The sequence below is a fragment of the Blastococcus sp. URHD0036 genome (assembly GCF_000701365.1).
Classification (GTDB): domain Bacteria; phylum Actinomycetota; class Actinomycetes; order Mycobacteriales; family Geodermatophilaceae; genus Trujillonella.
This window is the reverse complement of sequence record NZ_JNIK01000015.1, coordinates 231,295-245,704: the sequence shown is the minus strand read 5'-3', so window position 1 is coordinate 245,704 and position 14,410 is coordinate 231,295. Positions and strand designations below refer to the sequence as shown.

The window sequence follows — 14,410 nt, the reverse complement described above, 5'->3', positions numbered from 1 at the left end:
CGCCTACCGGTCCGGCGCCGGCTCAGTACGGCGTGGGGATGAATCGCAGCGGGATGTCCGGTTCCTCGTACCCCTCGGGCCGCTGCCGTTCGGGCAGCGCGATGTCACGGTGGTCGAGCGGCTCGTAGGGCACCTGGCTCAGCAGGTGGTTGATGATGTTGAGCCGACCGCGCCGCTTCACGTCGGTCCGAGCGAGGAACCACGGCGCCCACGGACTGTCGGTGGCGACGAACATGGCGTCACGTGCCCGGGAGTAGTCGTACCAGCGGCCGTAGGACCTCAGGTCCATGTCGGAGAGTTTCCAGACCTTGCGCGGGTCCTCCATGCGGCTCTCCAGCCGCCGCTGCTGCTCCTCGGCACTGACCTCGAGCCAGTACTTCACCAGCAGGATGCCCGCGTCCACCATCGCCTTCTCGAACGGCGGCACCAGTTCGAGGAACCGCTCGGTCTCCGCCGGGGTGCAGAAGCCCATCACGCGTTCGACGCCGGCGCGGTTGTACCAGCTGCGGTCGAAGATCACGACCTCGCCGGCGGCCGGGAAGTGTGGGACGTAGCGCTGCACGTACATCTGCGACTTCTCGCGGTCGGTGGGCGCCGGCAGGGCGACCACCCGGAACACCCGCGGGCTCACCCGCTCGGTGATACGCCTGATCGTGCCGCCCTTCCCGGCGGTGTCCCGCCCCTCGAAGACGATGCAGATCTTGGTCCCTGTCGCCTTGACCCATTCCTGCATGGCCACGAGCTCGCCGTGCAGCCGCCGCATCTCCGTCTCGTACTCTCGGCGTTTCATCTTCCGAGGGCGACCGGCCCCCACGTCGCTAGCCGGAGCCGACGGCGCCAGTGCACTCGTCGGTCGTGGCGCCTTCTTCTTGGGCACGTCTGACCCCCACTTCCGGGTGGATCCGGCAGCGAGCCGGTGGATGACGGGGGTCATCGGCTCCGGGCGGATCCACGCGATACCCGTCGAATCGATCATGGAGCGTCTGCGCGCGCCCGCATCACCAGGGGAGGACGATCTGCGACGGGAACCGCTGTTCTCGTGGGGCCTCACGACAGCGGGAAGCGGCCTCGCCCCGTCGCCTGACCGGTGGGGCTGGCACGTCCGGCACGAAGGCATCGCGCAGGAGGCCGGTGGGCACCGAGGACCTCGTCGCGCTCGGTGGAGGCTGCCGGTCGGACGGGCTGTGCCGGCCGGCCCTGCTCGTGGACGGGTGTCCGTTGCGGGATCGTCCGGTCGTCCCTCGGGTCCACCCGGTCAGCGGTGCGCGCCCACCGCTCCAGCACGTGTCGCGTCGTCGGCGCCGCCGTCGATCACGGGCGATGACTTCCGCCCGTCCAGCTGGTCGAAGCGTGGAGAGGACTCGACGGAGAGGCGGGATCGCGATGCCAGGTCCGGAGGTGTTGCGGCCGGGGGACGCCGGATACGACGCCGCACGACGCGTGTGGAACGCCATGGTGGATCGCCGCCCTGCACTGATCGTGCGCTGCCGGACGACGTCGGACGTCGCAGCTGCGGTCGCACGGGCTCGGACCGAGGGACTCGAGATCGGCGTCCGCTGCGGCGGGCACGGCGTCGTCGGCCATGCCGTACCCGAGGGCGGGCTCATGATCGACCTCACTCCGATGGGAGACATCCGTGTCGACCCTCAGCGGCAGCGCGCCACGGCACAGGGCGGAGCACTGCTCGGCGCGCTCGACGCGGCCACCGCGCCGTACGGCCTGGCGACGACCGCAGGCAACGTCTCGCACACCGGCGTGGGCGGGCTGACCCTCGGCGGCGGGATGGGATGGCTCGCCAGGGAACACGGACTGGCCTGCGACAACCTGCTCTCGTGCGAGGTCGTCACCGCCTCCGGGGACGTCGTCCGGGCCTCCGCCGAGGAGAACGACGAGCTGTTCTGGGGGCTGCGAGGTGGCGGCGGCAACTTCGGCGTGGTGACGCGGTTCGAGTTCCGGCTCCACCGCACCGATCCCCGTGCGCTGTCGGTCGAACGGGACTTCCCCGTCGCCGGGGCGATGGCGCCCGCCGCCCGGTGGCGGGACCTGAGCGAGGGCGCGCCGCGCCAGGCGACCTACACCGCATCGGTGGGCGGCGGCGTGGCGACGCTCGGCTTCGTGTGGACCGGCGACCCGGAGCAGGGCCGGGACCACGCCCGGAGCCTGGAGGCGCTGGGCGAGCCCGTCGCCCGTCGCGACGTCGAGTCGAGCTACCTCGACCTGCAGCGCCGCGACGACGACGTCCAGGGACACACCCAGCGCCGCTACTGGAAGGGCCACTACGTCCGCGAGCTGTCCGACGCGGCGATCGCCGCGCTGCTCGCGCACGACCCCTCGGTCTCCGCCGGCCTGCAGGCCTACGGCGGCGCGATCGCGGACGTCGCCGACGAGGCGACCGCGTTCAGCCACCGGTCCGCCGCGTTCGAGTACGTGGTGGCGACCCGGTGGTCGGACCCGGACGAGGACGACGTCCGCATGGCCACCGCCCGGCAGAGCGCCGAGGCGCTGGCGCCCTACTCGAGCGGGGCCTACGTCAACGCGCTCTCCGACGACGGCGTGGCCGGCGTCCACCGCGCCTACCCGCCGGCGAAGCTCGCGCGGCTGAGCAGGCTGAAGGACGCCGTGGATCCCGACAACGTCTTCCACCTGAACCACAACATCGCCCCGAGCCGAGCGGCCACAGCCCGGTGAGCGCCCACGTCGTGGCTCACGGCCGCCAGTTGTCCAGGCCGAACCGCACGAGGTCGATCATCGCCGAGTAGCCGGCGTAGACGTCCCGCCGCGGGTCGAACCCGTCGGTCTCGGCACCGCTGAGGACGCCGACGATCAACGGGCTCGTTCCGGCGAAGAACCACAGCGGGCCGCCCGACCAGCCGCCCGTCGTGTACTCGACGGTCTCCAGCTCCTTGCCGGGGTTGTCGTTGTCGAGGTCCCGGATCCCGACGCTGAACTGGACGGCCGGCCGCCCGCCGAAGGTGGCCGGGTACCCCGAGGACGTGTAGTCCCGACGCTCGTACTCGTCCTCGTTGCCCCAGGACTGGCTGCCCATCCAGCCGAGCGCCTGGCCGAGGGGGTTGTACAGCTGGCAGATGACGTAGTCGTAGCCGAAGACGTCGCCCGGCCGGTTGTAACCCCGGTACTGGGAGACGAACGAGCTGCCGAAGGGACGGGGGTTGGGATCGCCCTGCCGCAGCGCGGGGACGAACTCCATCGACCAGTTGCTCCCGCCCCAGGGCGCGACGTGACCCGCGGTCAGCACCAGGTTCGGACCCACGAGGACACCGCTGCCGATCCACGAACCGGCGGAGCTGTTCGTGATGACCCGGCCGATGGTGCACCACGGGTAGGCCAGCCGCTCCGCCTCCGCCGCGCGCGGCTCCAGGAACACCCGAGCGGTCGGCGAGCCGGTCTCCCGGCCGGACAGGCTGAAGGGCGCGAGCCTGGGGAGGAACTGCTGTTCCTGCCACGCCGGGCGGTAGCTCTCCGTACCTGTCTCCTCGGCGCGTGCCGACTCGGCGGCCTCCACCGGGAGTTCGGTCCGGTCCAGCCCGGGGATCGTCGTCCGGAGGTCACCGTGCGTGGCGTCGACGTGCCACACGTCGCTCGCCGCCCGGGCACGGGCGGACCCGAGGTCCAGGGCGGGCTTGTCGTCGGAGAGCACGTAGATGCCCGAGTGCGGCTCGATCAACTCCGCCATCTCCGGCGGCATGCTCTCGGTGGCCGCGATCGGCGCGGCGTTCGCGAGGTCGTCGAGGCTCAGGGCCGGGGAGGTCAACTCGGACATGTGTCCCACTCCGTTCCGTCGTGCGTCGTCGGAGGTGCGGTCCCCCGTGTCGTCCAGGGATGCCTGAACTGTGCGGAGCACCCGTCACCGCGACATCACCGCGTTCCGGGGCCGGGAGTCAGCCGACGGGCTCCCGGCCGCCGAGCCAGTCCAGCAGCGCGGCGAAGGCCGGCGTCATGCCGTCGTCGGACCGGTGGAGGACGTCCGACGCGCTCCCGTCCTCGACCGTCACGGTGTAGCTCATCGCGTCCGGTGCGGAGCGACGAGCCGACTGAGGGGCGGGCTCGGCGCGGGCCGCCGCCACGAGGTCCCCGAGCGTCCGGGCGTCGTCCTCCGGCAGCCGGGCGGCGTCGAGGACGACCGGCCGGCCGCCGAGCCGCAGCCCGCCGGCCAGCCCGCCGTGCGTCTCGAGCGTGACCTTCACGCGGACAGTCTGGGGCCCGTCACGCCCGTCCGGCGCCCGATCGGCCGCCCTTGCCGGACGGCTTCGGCTGCCCCTGCACCTGCTGCGTGAGCTCCTGCAGCTGCCGCGCGAGTTCCGACACCTGCCGGCTCAGGTCGCCGAGCGGGTCGCCACCGCCCCCGGCCCCGCCCGACGGCCCCGATCGCATGCCCTTGGGAGCGCAGCTCACGGGGAGGCCGACATCGCCCCAGGCGGACGCCACCGCCTTCTGCTCCACGCTGTCCTGCCCGAACAGCTCCCCCGCCTTGCTGAACGTCGTGTCGGCGAAGCCCTGGAAGTCGGTCGTGGCCGTGGACGCCCGCAGCGACTCGTACCAGATGTGGCCGGGGGCCTCCCACGCGTAGCCGCCGATGCCGGTCGCCACGAGGTAGAACGCCTTGTTGGGGATGCCGGAGTTGACGTGCACCCCGCCGTTGTCGCCCGCCTCGGTGTCGGGCAGGTCGACGAAGTCGCGCATGTGGGCCGGCTGGGGGTCCTTGCCGAGCAGTTCGCTGTCGTAGGCCTCCCCCGGGCTCTTCAGCGAGCGCAGCGCGTCGGCGTCCACGTCCGGGGTGAAGATCTCGTCGCCGATCAGCCAGTCGGCCTGGTCGGCGGTCTGCTGGCGCACCCACTGCTTCACCAGCGAGCCGAACACGTCGGAGATCGACTCGTTCAGGGCGCCGGACTGCACGTGGTACTCCAGGCCGGCCGTGAACTCGGTGACCCCGTGGGTGAGCTCGTGGCCGATCACGTCGAGGGAGCCGGTGAAGTCGGTGAAGATCCGCCCGTCACCGTCGCCGAACACCATCTCCTGGCCGTCCCAGAACGCGTTGTTGTACCGGACGCCGCGGTGGACGTACCCGTCCAGGCGCATCCCCCGGTCGTCGATGGAGTTGCGGCCCAGGACGTCGCCGTAGAACTGCCGGGTCGATCCCAGGCCGTCGAAGGCCTGGTCGACCGAGGCGTCGGCCGAGGCGGCGCCGTCCTCGCTGCGGGCCAGCACGGCGGTGGCCAGGTTCGTCCGGTGCCCGCAGTCGAAGACCGTCCGCCGTCCCTGCGCCGGCGAGGCGAGCCCCAGGAGCGACCCGCGGACGGACCGCTGACCCCGGAGCATCGTCGTGTCCAGCAGGGTCGTGAGGGCGGCCTCCCGGACGGCGGTGTCGCTGCTCTGCCGCAGGTGCTCGAGGACGTGCGGCGGGACGATGCAGTTCAGGGTGCGGATGGACATGGGACCTCTCCTGCGATCGGTTCGGCGAGGGAACGGCTGGGATCCAGCGGGAAGACGTCGGCGAGCACGGTCCGCGAGGCCGAGAGGCGACCGGGCGCCGGGCTGTCGTAGACGACGAGGACGGCGTCGTCGCCGAGCGGCGTGACGCCCTCGGGGTGGTCGAGCCCCTCGTCGGCGCCGCGTCCGGACGGCAGCTCCGCGAGGCGGGTGAGCTCGGCGCTCCGGACGACCCGCTGCCGGTCCGCGACCGCGCCCGGCCAGCGGTAGAGCCGGAACGGCCCGTCGAGGGCCATGGTCGGCCCGGCCAGCACCAGGACGTCGTCGCCGACCCGGCACAGGTCCCGGACGCCGAGGCCGTCCAGGTCCAGCACGATCGAGCGGTAGCCGGGCCCGGCGGCCGCGTCGAGGCGGAGCCGGCCGGCGTCGTCCGGATCGGTGCGCAGCCGTACCTCCAGCACGACCGCCCAGCCGCGCAGGACCGGGCCCCGGAGGCCCAGGAGCAGCGCGCCGTCCAGCGCCACGAGGCCTTCGATGTCCAGCCCGCCGTCCTTGCCGGGCAGCGGGAGGAAGGGCGCCAGGAGCGTGTCGGTGGCCAGTGCGGTCAGGAGGTCGCCGTCCAGCACGGCGACCGTCCGCCGGCCGCCGTCGCCGGCGCCGACCGGGTGGGCTGCCGCCCCCTCCCCCTCGAGCGGCAGCCTGAGGACGACGTTCCGGGTCCGGCGCTCCCGCACCGTCGCCAGCTTCTCGAGCACCTTGTCGTCGCCGTCGTCGTCGTCGGGTTCCTTCCTGGTCCGGCTGTGCGACCCGACCAGCCAGAGGTCGTCGGCGGCGCGGTCCATGCCCTCGACGTCGATCTCCGCGTCCGCCTCGAGCCCGGCGAGCACGTCGAGGGGGAACGTCCGGATGGCGCCGTAGGAGCCGCCGTCCTGCCGGGTGAAGCGGTGCAGCACCGGCGCCTCGTCACCCGCGACCCACAGCAGGTCCCCGTCGCAGACGACGGCGGACAGGTCCGCGCCGTCGGTCGCGGCGGCTCCGGTCCCGAAGCGGAGGAGCACCTGGCGATCCGGCTCCATGTCCATCCCCCAGCGCCGTCCACGCCCCGGTCCGGGACGTCCGCGGAGCAGCGTGGCGCCCGGCGCGTCACCGCGGTGTCACCGCGGCGGGGGGAACGTGCCGGTGACGCCGGCGTGACGCAGCCCGCCGAGCATGACGGGACCGACAGCCGATCAGAGCGGGAGATGTGCCATGTCCGTTGCCGTGTGGCGGGACCTCTGCGCCGTGGCGCCCAGCCCGGAACTGCGGGAACGCCTGCGCGAGGAGCTGCAGCAGTTCCGCGCCGACGCCGAGTCGCCGATCCTGCGCCAGCTGACCCTGCCCCGCCGCCCCCACTGGCCGGGTTTCGACGACGGGACGATCATCCCGCCCGACCAGTTCCCGCTGGGCACCTCCAGCCGGAGCATCACGCGCGCGGCGGCGGAGCGGACCCCGCTGCGCGGCAAGGTGCGGGTCGTCGTCGTGCTGGCGGACTTCGCGGACCGGCCGATGACCCAGACGACGCAGCACTTCACGGACCTGTTCTTCTCCACCGGGGTGCTCCCGCGCGGCAGTGTCGCCGAGTACTACAAGGAGGTCAGCGGGGGCCTCATCGACCTCGTGGGCGAGGTGGTCGGCCCGGTCCGGCTGCCGCGGAGCCTGTCCTGGTACGCCAACGGCAACTTCGGGATCGGCCGGCCCACCGGGACGCCGCGTGCGCAGTTCCTGGCCAGGGACGCGGCGAAGGCCGCGAACCGCACGGTGGACTACAAGCCCTACGACAACGACGGCAACGGCTTCGTCGACGCGTTCGTGGTCGTCCACGCCGGTCGCGGCGGCGAGGCGACGGGCGAGCCGGGCGACATCTGGTCGCACAAGTGGGTCCTGCCCACCGAGTACGCCGTCGACGGCACCAAGATCTTCGCCTACCTCACCATCCCCGAGGACGCGAAGATCGGCGTCAGCGCGCACGAGCTCGGGCACCTGCTGTTCGGCTTCCCGGACCTGTACGACACCGACGACACCTCGGAGGGCATCGGGAACTGGTGCCTCATGGCCGGGGGCTCGTGGAACGGCGGCGGAGACCTCCCGGCGCACCCCTCGGCTTGGTGCAAGCTGCAGCAGGGCTGGGTGACGGAGGTCGGCGTCACCAAGGCCGGGAAGGTGACCTTCGAGGACGTCAAGGCCGGCCGAAAGGTGCACCGGCTCTGGCGCGACGGCACACGGGGGTCGGAGTACTTCCTCGTGGAGAACCGGCAGCAGAGCGGCTACGACGGCCTGCTGCCGGGCGGCGGCCTGCTGGTCTGGCACGTGGACGACGACCAGCCGAGCAACGCCGACGAGAACCACTACCTGGTCGGGCTGGTCCAGGCCGACGGGAAACGGGACCTCGAGCGCAACCGCAACCGCGGGGACGCGGGCGACTGCTACCCGGGGACCAGCGCGAACACCGAGCTGACCCCCACGTCGACACCGAGCACGGGCTCGTACACCGGGCGGGACACCGCGGTGGCGATCACCCAGATCTCGGCGCCGGGTCCGACGATGACGGCAACCGTGTCGGTGAGCCCCGCGGCGTCGCCGGCCGACGCCGCGGACGGCGAGCGGGCCCTCGTGCCGAGCCCCCGGACGAACGGGGAGGTCACCACCGTCCTGGCGCACCTGGAGTCCGACCTCGAGTCCCTGAAGCGGCTCGTCGCCGCGGCCGGCCCGGGAGCCGGCTGAGGAGGTCTCCGGGCGGCCCCGTCCGGCAGCCGGCACCTCCGGTGGTGCAGGGGATCGACAACCTGACCCGCATCCGTGGGCGGGTGCGCGCCCGCGGGCCCGACCCGCGGCGGACCGGATGGGACGTCGTCGAGGTCGCCGTCGAGGACGCCGCGCCCGTGGCCGGCCGCGCCGACCTGCTGTCGGGCCGCGTCGGCGGCGACCTGGCGGTCTCCTTCCGCCGAGAGCTGCTGGCCGGTGCCGACCCCGGCGCACGGCTCACCTTCCGGGCGCGGTCGGTCCCCGAGGGGGCGGTCGCGGAGCCGTACCCGGCGGACGGCGACCTGCGCGTCGAGCCGGCGTAGCCAGCACACCTGACGCGGAGGAACGCGATGACCAGCGGCGACGACGGCACCGACGCGGAGGCGGTGCCCAGCGGCGAGTTCCGCAGCGACCGGCTGTCCCGCCTGACGGCTCCACCGGAGCTCGAGGACGACGCCAACCGCCGGCGCTGGGGCCTGGGCTCCACGCCGGACGAGCGCGGCCCGTACATGGTGGAGCTCAACGTCCTGCACGTCGACGGGCTGGCCGGCGCCGGCTCGGCGTTCCGTGAGCTGTTCCGGCAGGTCATCGGCAACTGGGAGCCCGGTCCGCCGTGGGACGTCGCCAAGGTGTCCAAGGCCTACTTCCGCGCGGACATGACCCTGCGCGAGTGGAAGACGCTCGTCGCCGCCGACGAGCAGCAGGCCGCGGCACGGTCCCGCCGGGACGCGGCGGGCGACGCGGCCGGTCACGATCCGGACGAGATGCGGTACCGCATCATCTACAAGCTCTGGCCCGACTTCCCGGTGCGGGCCCAGATCTCCCGGTCCGTCGCCACGATCAAGGGCGACGCGGCGCTGCGCTCCTTCGAGGCCACCGGGGAGAACGTCACCTGGGCGGTCATCGACTCCGGGATCGACGCGTCGCACCCGCACTTCGGCCCGCCGGGGGACCACGCGCTGCGCGACCCGTCGGTGAGCAACCTGCACCGCTGCTTCGTGCCGATCGACGGCGCGCGGCTCGCCGACCCCGACGAGGAGCTCCCGGGCGGAGCGATGCTCGACGAGGCGGAGCGGCGGACCCGGCTGGCGGCGCACGTGGAGCACGCGCTCGACGACCCGCTCGGCCACGGGACGCACGTCGCCGGGATCATCGCCGGCCGCGTCCCCCCGGACGTGCCGGCGGTGGTCCTGGAGCAGGAGGAGCGCATCGTCGCCGACGACGAGCAGGAGAACCTGCCGAAGCGGAAGCGGACGACCACCGAGCGGCTGGTCCGCACCGACCGCGAGCGCGACCGCTTCCACGGGGTCGCCCCGCGCTGCCGGCTGGTCAGCCTCCGGGTGCTCGACGACGACGGCGGCGGGCGCTCCAGCACCATCGTGCGCGCCCTGGAGTACATCCGGGAGAAGCTCAACGACAACCCGAAGCTGCTCCGCGTCCACGGCGTCAACCTCAGCGTGGGCTACGAGTTCGACGCCGAGATGTTCGCCTGCGGGCAGAGCCCGCTGTGCACCGAGGTGAACCGGCTGGTGCAGTCGGGGGTGGTCGTCGTGACCGCGGCCGGCAACACCGGCTACACGGCTCTGACGGCGAACGGCCGCGTGACCAAGGTGGGCCTGTCGAACACCATCAACGACCCGGGCAACGCCCAGCACGCGCTCACGGTCGGCTCGACGCACCGGGAGTCGCCGCACATGTTCGGCATCTCCTACTTCTCCTCGAAGGGGCCCACGGGCGACGGCCGGCTGAAGCCGGACCTCGTGGCGCCGGGGGAACGGATCCTGTCGTGCGCGGCGGGGCGGAAGAAGGCCGACGCGCTCTCGCACATGGAGCCCCTCCCCGCCGACCACGAGCACGCCGTGGCCACGGCGACCGGCGACCCGGACCCCGCCTTCTACGTCGAGGACAGCGGCACCAGCATGGCCGCGCCGCACGTCTCGGGGGCCATCGCGGCCTTCCTGTCCATCCGGCGCGAGTTCATCGGCCGGCCACTGGAGGTCAAGGAGATCTTCCTGGCGAGTGCGACCCCGCTGGGCCGCGAGCGCTACTTCGAGGGCCACGGCCTGCTCGACCTCATGCGTGCGATCCAGTCCATCTAGGAGGCCCGATGATCACCGGCCAGTTCGACGTCGAGTTCACCCGGCGCGGGACGGTGCACGACCCCGGGCAGGTCCGGGCCCTGCTCGACGGGCTCTCCGCCGCGTCCGACCTCCTCGTGCTGGCGCACGGCTGGAACAACGACATGGCCGAAGCGCAGGAGCTGTACGACGCGCTGCTCGGCAACCTCCGACGGCTCCGGCAGCCGACGTCCGGTCCTGGCTCCCGGATCGCCGTCCTGCGGGTGTTCTGGCCGAGCAAGCGGTTCGCCGACGCAGACCTGGTCCCCGGCGGCGGCGCGGCGTCCACGGACGCCGAGAACCAGGCGGCGCTCCTCGACGCCCTCACCGCCCTGAAGCACGACCCGGACCGGCTCGGGCAGTCCGGTGAGGACCCGGTCCGGGCCGCCGCCATCGACCGGGCGATCGCCCTGGTCGACGACCTCGACGGGTCCGACGACGCGCGCCGCGAGTTCGTGCTGCGGATCCGCGCGGTCCTCGACCCCGACCAGGTGCACGAGGACGACGCGTCGCGGGAGTTCTTCGAACTCGAGCCCGAGGAGCTGTTCGACCGGTTCGGCCAGGCCGTCCCGCTGGAGCTCGAGGTCGACCAGGGCGGCGCCGCCGACGTGGACGCGGGGGGTGCGGCGTTCCTGGGCGACCTGCTGTCCGGCACCCGGGCCGCCGCGCGGCGGATCGCGAACTTCGCCACCTACTACCAGATGAAGGTCCGCGCCGGCGCCGTCGGATCCGGCGGGGTGGCCACGACGCTCGTCCGCGTCCGCGAGCGGGACCCGGCGCTGGCGGTCCACCTCGTCGGGCACAGTTTCGGTGGCCGGCTGGTGACCGCGGCCGCCGCACAGCAGGATCCCGGCGGCGCGCCGGTCACCCTGTCGCTGCTGCAGGCGGCGTTCTCGCACAACGGCCTGGCGGAGAAGTTCGACGGCGTCCGGGACGGCGCCTTCCGCACCGTCCTGCGGGACCAGCGCATCTCCGGACCGATCCTCATCACCCACACCAAGCGGGACAAAGCCGTCGGCATCGCCTACCCCCTGGCCTCACGGATCGCCTCGGACAACTCCTCCGGGCTCGGGGACCGGAAGGACCCCTACGGCGGCATGGGGCGCAACGGCGCGCTGCACACCCCCGAGGTCGACGACTCGGTGGCCGAGCTCGGCGACGACGGGTACAGCTACGACTTCGTGCCGGGCAGGGTCCACAACCTCGATGCCGACGCCACGATCCGCAGCCACGGTGACGTCACGAGCCCCGCCGTCGCCAACGTCGTCCTGCACGCGGTGACCACCCGGTGAGCCGCGGGCTCACCACCGGATGTCGGCCGGGCTGCCGAGTGGCTCCCGCTCCCCCACCAGCCCGGGCAGCGCACCCACGTCGGCAGCCCGGAGCACGTCCGGGAAGCGCAGACCGGTGCGCGCCTCGAGCTCGGCGACCGCCACCTGGAAGACGCGGAACTCGTCCAGGTCCAGCAGCTCGAGCTGGTCGAGGGCCTGCGTGAGCAGGAACGCCCGCGCCTTGAGCACCCCCGCCTCCCGGAAGGCGATGAGCTTCCAGTACTCCCGTGGCAGCCGCACCCCGCGGTAGGCGCGGTCGTCGGCGGCGAAGACGGGGCCGCCGAAGACGCTCACCCGCAGGTCCTGGACCTCCACGTCGGCGAAGACCGCGTCCTCGAGCCGGCCCCAGACGCCGTCCTGCGCGCTCTGGTTGAAGTCGTCCATCTGCGGCGTGATGTTGGTGAAGAGGAACGAGTCACGGTTGGCCCGGCCGGCCTCGGCGAGGCTGCCCCAGAGCAGGTCCGCCCGGCGCGCGATGTGGCCCCGGTCGAGGCGGTTGCCGGCGTACAGGGCGTTCCCCACCTGGCCGGCTGCGGCGATCTGCGGGTCGTTGACGAACTCCTGGCCCGTGCGGCTGAGCGCCTTGAGGCTGCCGCCGTCGATGTTCCACCCGACCCACAGGGCGAACCGCCGCGAGGCGCTCATCTGCAGCGAGAAGTGCACGTGCCGCACGAGGGTCCCCCCGTCGACCGTGTGCGCCACGTCGGCCGAGACGGCGTCGACCGGCGCGGGGACCGGGATCTCCACCTCGAGGAAGGCCGGGTCGTAGCCCTCGCGCACCTCGACGGCCAGCACGTCGGTCATGCCCCCACCTCACGCGCCGGCCGTCACGACGCCGTCACCGGCGCATCACCCACCCGTCCCGTCGGCTCGACGGGAGGACGGCGCTCGCCCGCCGACCGCGGCCGGTGTGCCGCACTCCGGGCGACCACGCCGTGGGCCTGCCAGTTCCAGACGGCGGCCAGGTGGGTGTCCTCGTCGAGGACCCGGACCAGCGTCCTGATCTGGTCGACGTCCAGGCCCTCGTCGGGGAAGGGGTGGCGGAAGACCGGGGACCCGTCGGTCCCGGGCGGGTCCCGCGGGTCGATCTGATCGGGCGGGAACGCCTTGAGCAGGTCGGTCGCCGTCCGGATGCCCAGCTGGCGCAGGCGGACGCGGGTCTCGGTGCCGGCCCGCAGCGCCGGGTTGACCGAGCCCCGGATGCGGGAGGGGACCGCCGGCGGGTCCGGCGTAGCCGGCGCCGGCTCCTTCGCCCCGGGCCGGTGCGCCACCCGGTGGGCGCGGGCCACGGTGTTGCGGGCCTGACGGACCAGCCGCCGCTCGGCGAAGCCCCGCTCGATGCGGTCCAGGTGCACGTAGAGGGTGGCCTGGTCCACCCAGTCGACGAGCCGCCCGACCGGCACGCGGGTGTGCAGCATGACGTCCACCAGGTTGGCGGTCCGGAGGTTCTGCATGTCCTCGATGCCCTCTTCCAGGAGCCGGGCCTCGTACCAGATGTCGAGCCCGTCCAGCTGGTTGAGCGGGTAGTCGGGACTCAGCTGCGGGACGACGACCCGCAGCGTGCTGGCCGCCAGCCGCTGCAGCGCCTGCAGCGCGATGATCGGGAAGATGCCGACGACGAAGGCCATCGCTGCCTCCACCCGGACGTCGTCGCCCGGCATCACCTGGTGGAGCGCCACGACGATCAGCAGCACCACGACGATGCGCAGGACGGCGTGGGCGTACGCGCCGGGCCGCAGGTCGTTCTGGAAGTACCGGCGGATCAGGCTCTGCACGATGAACACGTAGGCCCCGAGGAACGCGAAGCGGAGCACGTCCCACAGCGAGGTCGGATCGGCGAGGGCCGTCGTGTCCCAGAGGACCGTGAACCAGCCGACGGAGTAGACCGCCGTCGCGAGGAACACGGGGAACATCGTCTCGACCCGGACGGCGAAGTTGGTGTTGTGGACGTTCTCGACGACGGACCGGCCGTAGTAGCTGTCGAACTTCAGGCGGTAGAGGTTCCGGCGCTGGTCGACCAGCGCGCCCCCGGCCTGCTGCCAGGCCGCACGGAACTGCGAGCTCTCGGGCGGCCGCGGGAGGAACTGCGGCTCGTCCCAGCCCAGCCGGTGCAGGTGCACCACGAACTCCTGCCACACCGAGCCCGCCCGCTGGCCGAGGAAGCGGATGTACAGCCAGCCGGGGAGGAAGGCCAGGCACCAGAGCGTGAACAGCCGGAGCAGGGTCACCGCCAGGCTCTCCCGCGCGGCCGGCGGTTCCAGGCCGCCCCCGGCGGCGAGGACCCCGATCACCACGGTCGCCAGCACCAGCACGTTCATCAAGCCGGCCGCGAAGCCCCGGGCCAGCCAGCCGTCGCTCTTGAACCGGTGCCCGCGGCCGTCCTGGCCGGCGACCGGCTCCTGCGGATCGCCGCCGAGCAGGGCCCACAGCACCTCGGCGCGGTGGGGGTCGTCGCCGTCGAGCGCCGCCGCCAGCGAGGGCACCAGCTGCCTCGGGTCCGCGCCCCGGCGCACGTCCGCCAGCGCGGTGCGCAGCGCGGGACTGCGGGCGACCAGCTCGCCCACCTCCACGCGGATCGCGCAGGCCAGGTCGGGGTCCCACTCCCCCGGCCGTCCGTCGCGGCCGAACTCCGTGGCGGTCCTCAGGTCCAGGGCCGGCAGGAAGCCGGCGAGGTATCCGGCGAGCTCGTCCCGCTGCTGCTGCTGCACTCCGCCTCCTGCCGGGACCGGTGGG

At 73.1% G+C, this 14,410-nt stretch carries 12 protein-coding genes; 5 read left to right on the top strand and 7 right to left on the bottom strand.

Going from position 1 to position 14,410, the window contains the following annotated elements; genetic code table 11:
- Window positions 1-22: 22 nt before the first annotated feature.
- Complete coding sequence (gene ppk2 / locus N555_RS0115420) at window positions 23-790, bottom strand: polyphosphate kinase 2 (protein WP_197029042.1); 768 nt, start codon at window positions 788-790, stop codon at window positions 23-25.
- Between the two features lie 530 nt (window positions 791-1,320).
- Here ppk2 and N555_RS0115415 point away from each other — a divergent pair.
- On the top strand, window positions 1,321-2,688 hold the full coding sequence (locus N555_RS0115415) for an FAD-binding oxidoreductase (RefSeq protein WP_051684125.1): 1,368 nt from the start codon (window positions 1,321-1,323) through the stop codon (window positions 2,686-2,688).
- Between the two features lie 16 nt (window positions 2,689-2,704).
- Here the strand turns inward: N555_RS0115415 and N555_RS0115410 are convergent, their stop codons facing one another.
- From N555_RS0115410 to N555_RS0115395, 4 genes are all read right to left on the bottom strand, one after another.
- Window positions 2,705-3,781: a trypsin-like serine peptidase gene (locus tag N555_RS0115410; protein WP_029432392.1), complete on the bottom strand. Its 1,077-nt coding sequence runs from the start codon at window positions 3,779-3,781 to the stop codon at window positions 2,705-2,707.
- 118 nt (window positions 3,782-3,899) lie between these two features.
- Window positions 3,900-4,205 (bottom strand): protealysin inhibitor emfourin, encoded by a 306-nt coding sequence (locus N555_RS0115405; protein ID WP_029432391.1) that lies wholly within the window; start codon window positions 4,203-4,205, stop codon window positions 3,900-3,902.
- A 19-nt stretch (window positions 4,206-4,224) separates the two neighbouring features.
- Window positions 4,225-5,451, bottom strand: coding sequence for a M4 family metallopeptidase (locus N555_RS0115400; protein WP_029432390.1), 1,227 nt, complete (start codon window positions 5,449-5,451; stop codon window positions 4,225-4,227).
- A complete protein-coding gene (locus N555_RS0115395; protein WP_081866289.1) occupies window positions 5,433-6,524 on the bottom strand; it encodes a DUF3616 domain-containing protein in 1,092 nt (363 codons plus the stop codon). The genes N555_RS0115400 and N555_RS0115395 overlap by 19 nt, the downstream gene beginning before the upstream one ends.
- A gap of 172 nt (window positions 6,525-6,696) precedes the next feature.
- Between N555_RS0115395 and N555_RS0115390 the strand changes: the two genes are divergently transcribed.
- The 4 genes from N555_RS0115390 to N555_RS0115375 are packed head-to-tail and all read left to right on the top strand — an operon-like array spanning window position 6,697 to window position 11,638.
- Window positions 6,697-8,208, top strand: coding sequence for a M6 family metalloprotease domain-containing protein (locus N555_RS0115390; RefSeq protein ID WP_029432388.1), 1,512 nt, complete (start codon window positions 6,697-6,699; stop codon window positions 8,206-8,208).
- A gap of 44 nt (window positions 8,209-8,252) precedes the next feature.
- Window positions 8,253-8,552 carry a hypothetical protein gene (locus N555_RS26960; RefSeq protein WP_156036386.1) on the top strand — a complete coding sequence of 100 codons (300 nt, stop codon included), beginning with the start codon at window positions 8,253-8,255 and terminating at the stop codon, window positions 8,550-8,552.
- Between the two features lie 27 nt (window positions 8,553-8,579).
- Complete coding sequence (locus tag N555_RS0115380) at window positions 8,580-10,328, top strand: S8 family peptidase (RefSeq protein ID WP_029432386.1); 1,749 nt, start codon at window positions 8,580-8,582, stop codon at window positions 10,326-10,328.
- Window positions 10,329-10,336: 8 nt separating this feature from the next.
- A complete protein-coding gene (locus N555_RS0115375; protein WP_029432385.1) occupies window positions 10,337-11,638 on the top strand; it encodes an alpha/beta fold hydrolase in 1,302 nt (433 codons plus the stop codon).
- Window positions 11,639-11,647: 9 nt separating this feature from the next.
- On the opposite strand, the gene N555_RS0115370 is transcribed toward N555_RS0115375, so the two are convergent.
- Together N555_RS0115370 and N555_RS0115365 are read right to left on the bottom strand one after the other, a co-directional pair.
- A complete protein-coding gene (locus N555_RS0115370) occupies window positions 11,648-12,481 on the bottom strand; it encodes a DNA/RNA non-specific endonuclease (RefSeq protein WP_029432384.1) in 834 nt (277 codons plus the stop codon).
- A 23-nt stretch (window positions 12,482-12,504) separates the two neighbouring features.
- Window positions 12,505-14,385, bottom strand: coding sequence for a hypothetical protein (locus N555_RS0115365; protein ID WP_029432383.1), 1,881 nt, complete (start codon window positions 14,383-14,385; stop codon window positions 12,505-12,507).
- Window positions 14,386-14,410: the final 25 nt, after the last annotated feature.

Bases quoted from the DNA above. Each gene is read 5' to 3' on its own strand.
- ppk2 (WP_197029042.1), bottom strand. From the start codon at position 790: ATGAAACGCCGAGAGTACGAGACGGAGATGCGGCGGCTGCACGGCGAG.
- N555_RS0115415 (WP_051684125.1), top strand. From the start codon at position 1,321: ATGACTTCCGCCCGTCCAGCTGGTCGAAGCGTGGAGAGGACTCGACGG.
- N555_RS0115410 (WP_029432392.1), bottom strand. From the start codon at position 3,781: ATGTCCGAGTTGACCTCCCCGGCCCTGAGCCTCGACGACCTCGCGAAC.
- N555_RS0115400 (WP_029432390.1), bottom strand. From the start codon at position 5,451: ATGTCCATCCGCACCCTGAACTGCATCGTCCCGCCGCACGTCCTCGAG.
- N555_RS0115395 (WP_081866289.1), bottom strand. From the start codon at position 6,524: ATGGAGCCGGATCGCCAGGTGCTCCTCCGCTTCGGGACCGGAGCCGCC.
- N555_RS0115390 (WP_029432388.1), top strand. From the start codon at position 6,697: ATGTCCGTTGCCGTGTGGCGGGACCTCTGCGCCGTGGCGCCCAGCCCG.
- N555_RS0115380 (WP_029432386.1), top strand. From the start codon at position 8,580: ATGACCAGCGGCGACGACGGCACCGACGCGGAGGCGGTGCCCAGCGGC.
- N555_RS0115375 (WP_029432385.1), top strand. From the start codon at position 10,337: ATGATCACCGGCCAGTTCGACGTCGAGTTCACCCGGCGCGGGACGGTG.
- N555_RS0115370 (WP_029432384.1), bottom strand. From the start codon at position 12,481: ATGACCGACGTGCTGGCCGTCGAGGTGCGCGAGGGCTACGACCCGGCC.